Source organism: Zooshikella harenae, assembly GCF_018837975.1.
Lineage (GTDB): Bacteria > Pseudomonadota > Gammaproteobacteria > Pseudomonadales > Zooshikellaceae > Zooshikella > Zooshikella harenae.
Genome location: NZ_JAGSOY010000172.1, coordinates 1 through 2,931 on the forward strand (window position 1 = coordinate 1; position 2,931 = coordinate 2,931).

The 2,931-nt window shown below is 39.7% G+C and carries 4 protein-coding genes and 1 pseudogene; all 5 read left to right on the forward strand.

From position 1 onward, the window contains the following. Positions 1-204: 204 nt before the first annotated feature. A pseudogene (locus tag KCG35_RS27260) lies at positions 205-327 on the forward strand (RHS repeat-associated core domain-containing protein); the annotation flags it as partial. 21 nt (positions 328-348) lie between these two features. Beyond that, positions 349-774: a DUF8616 domain-containing protein gene (locus tag KCG35_RS24335; RefSeq protein WP_507236968.1), complete on the forward strand. Its 426-nt coding sequence runs from the start codon at positions 349-351 to the stop codon at positions 772-774. Between the two features lie 3 nt (positions 775-777). Further along, on the forward strand, positions 778-1,521 hold the full coding sequence (locus KCG35_RS24340; RefSeq protein ID WP_215822448.1) for a tetratricopeptide repeat protein: 744 nt from the start codon (positions 778-780) through the stop codon (positions 1,519-1,521). A gap of 402 nt (positions 1,522-1,923) precedes the next feature. Further along, the gene (locus KCG35_RS24345) at positions 1,924-2,184 is read left to right on the forward strand and encodes a type II toxin-antitoxin system TacA family antitoxin (protein ID WP_215822449.1); all 261 of its coding nucleotides are present in this window, start codon (positions 1,924-1,926) and stop codon (positions 2,182-2,184) included. Next, complete coding sequence (locus KCG35_RS24350; protein WP_215822450.1) at positions 2,184-2,708, forward strand: GNAT family N-acetyltransferase; 525 nt, start codon at positions 2,184-2,186, stop codon at positions 2,706-2,708. Before KCG35_RS24345 ends, KCG35_RS24350 begins: the two co-directional genes overlap by 1 nt. Positions 2,709-2,931: the final 223 nt, after the last annotated feature.

A 2,931-nucleotide genomic window follows, 5' to 3' on the forward strand; every position in this document is an offset into this window, starting at 1 on the left:
CTTTAGCTGCTTAACCTCAACTCATTCTGACATCCTCTTTCTCAACTTAACCGACAACAGGGCATGCTTCTTCCTCAGCCGCTGATACACTTAACAGCAACATCACCTCGAAGCATCAAAGTGCATCGAGGTGGTCGCTCTTTAACAGAAAACTGCATCGAAGTGCTCCGATGCTAGGCTCAGACGCACAAAGCCGTCCTAGTTTACAACTATTTTCGCGATTACGATCCAAGTACTGGAAGATACATCGAAAGTGATCCCATTGGGCTTGCTGGTGGGTTGAATACCTATGCTTATGTTGAAGGGAATCCAATAAAGTATTTTGACTTTTTTGGATTAGAAAAGATTATTTTATTTGGGAAAGATGAAAGCCCTAGTTTACTTTATACTGCAGAAAAATTTCCAGATACACCAGGAGTTTTACAAGTTTGGGCTCATGGTGATACTGATGAAAATCATCGATCAACTCATGTTGCTGATGATCGAAAAGGAAAGTCAAATCGTGTTGACTTATATCCTGATGACTTGGCAGATGAGATCAAAAATAGCGGTAAATGGAAACCTGGAATGCCAATCCGACTGTATTCCTGTAACACAGGAAGAGGAAAAAACTCTGTAGGAGAACAGCTCTCAGAGCATATGGATACTTCTGTTTCCGCTCCAAATGGTTACTTACTTACAGTTGCTACTGATTACAGAATACGTAAAGGACCAACACTTTATTCTGAACCAGGTGAGTGGGTCAATTTTGGAACAAATAAAAATAAAGAGTAGTTTATGAATTTTTTTACACAAAAGAAAATGTTTATAGTACTTATTCTAAGTCTATTTTGCATCAATTGTTTTGGTGAAAGTTTAAAGGCTCTTCCTATGGGAGAGTCAAATATTATAGATGAAGATAGATTACCTGCTGTAAAAAAGCTCGCAGAGAGTGGAGATATGGAATCTATGAAAATTCTATATAATCATTTTTCTTACCTTGGAGAAGGTAGTCAGGCAAAATATTGGCTCTCAAGAATAGCTGATTTAGAAGATTATGCTGCTCAGTACTCTTATGGACGTAGACTATTAAATGAAAATAATTCATCAGGATTAGCATATATTAAAAAAGCAGCTACAAACAATTATGTATTAGCTCAATCCTACTTAGCAAAGTTGTATTCTCAAGGTAAATATGTAAAGAAGAACTTAAAAAAATCACAACATTGGTACCACCAAGCAGCATATCAGTCTCATATTAAGTCAATGCTTGAAATAGCAAAATATTTATCATCAAACAATTTCAACCTAGAAAAACAGTCATATGCATATGCATGGGCTAACATTACTGAAATTTGTTCACCATTAAACTCTGCATTTGCGGCAGAAGCAAAAGATATACAAAAGAAATTACATAATAAATTTGATTTAAATGACGACTTCGAACGATTAGTAAAGAGTAGTAAGAAGCAAATAACTAACTCTATTCAAGATCCTAAATGTAAAAGCTTGATTCAAAAGCACGAAGAAAATATAGAGTAAATTAACCCCTGTAAATAAATTAACTGACGTACTATATAAGAATAAATTTTAAGTCACAAGCAGTACATCAGAAGCTACTGATGCATGTGCCAGTGCCCTTAGCGCCCCTGCCCCACTCCAGAATACTCAACCCCCTCGAAAAAATAGCCGGTAATTGCAGTTATCGGCTATTTTGGGGCGACAGGCGTAGTATGTTATCAAAATCGGTAATACGTATTACTATAGTAGCATTGTATAATATACTGAAAAGTGACACCCTCTTCGCTACCAGCTAGAAATCACAAAGGATTGAGTTAACAAGTGCAGGACCTGTTCGGGATTGCCCATTACTACCGACGTGTTAAAGTGACACGCAAATTAATTGTGTGCTATATTGACACGCATATACTATCGGAGGCGATCATGTCACGCATTACAACCACATTGGATGAAACACAACGCGAGCTGATTAACTCGGCCCTACCTTTATCTGGTGCCACCTCAATTAACTCATTTGTGGCTGAAGCTGCGCTTGAGCGGGCACGGGCACTCATTGACGCGGAAAAAAGACTGTATCCCAATGAAGAGCAAGCCAAGCGCTTTTTTGAGGCACTGGAAAATCCTCCAGAACCTACTGACTATTTAAAAGATGCGTTGAAGCAGTACTTGGGGTCGGATGCTTGATGGCGGACTTACCCTTTAAAACAATTGCATTAGACACCCATATTCATGACCGACAAGCGTTTGATTGCGGCAATGAAGACCTTAACCATTATCTGCAACGAACGGCAAACCAGCATGGCCTCAAGTACTTATCGCAGACCTTTGTACTCACCCGTCGAGAGCAACGTAATCGCATTCGCGGTTTTTATAGCATCGGGCCTTGTGAGGTAGACACGTGTAAACTGCCCGCTGCCTTTATGAAGAAGTACAAAGGACTGCTTGCCGTCCCCTGTATTCGCATTAACCGATTAGCCGTGGATCTTTCTGAGCATGGTAAAGGGCTAGGTAACGTGCTGATCATTGATGCTTTAATGCGTTCACTGGTGGTGGCTAACTCGGTGGGTAGTGCTGCAGTGATTGTGGATGCCAAGACTAAAACGCTTTTGTCATTTTATGAGAAGTGCGGCTTTATGGTTTATGATGAGCTATCCTTGTTCCTCCCCATGAAAACCATCAAGGACTTGTTTGCAGATCTCATACAGTAACTGTCTTATGTTCCGCGTGGAACGTTTTGTGGAACACTTACTAGATTGAAGGGAGGATTGATTATGGCGAAAGGGATTGATGACCACCCATTAATGATTAACGCTCAAAGAGGTTCTGTCGCAAAAACTATTTAGCGTAAAAACAAACTTATTTTGGACACACTTAGCCTGCTAATGCACAGAACTGTTCAAAAAGTGTCTTGCCTTTTGCCGTTGAGGGTGA

Bases quoted from the DNA above. Each gene is read 5' to 3' on its own strand.
- KCG35_RS24350 (WP_215822450.1), top strand. From the start codon at position 2,184: ATGGCGGACTTACCCTTTAAAACAATTGCATTAGACACCCATATTCAT.
- KCG35_RS24345 (WP_215822449.1), top strand. From the start codon at position 1,924: ATGTCACGCATTACAACCACATTGGATGAAACACAACGCGAGCTGATT.
- KCG35_RS24340 (WP_215822448.1), top strand. From the start codon at position 778: ATGAATTTTTTTACACAAAAGAAAATGTTTATAGTACTTATTCTAAGT.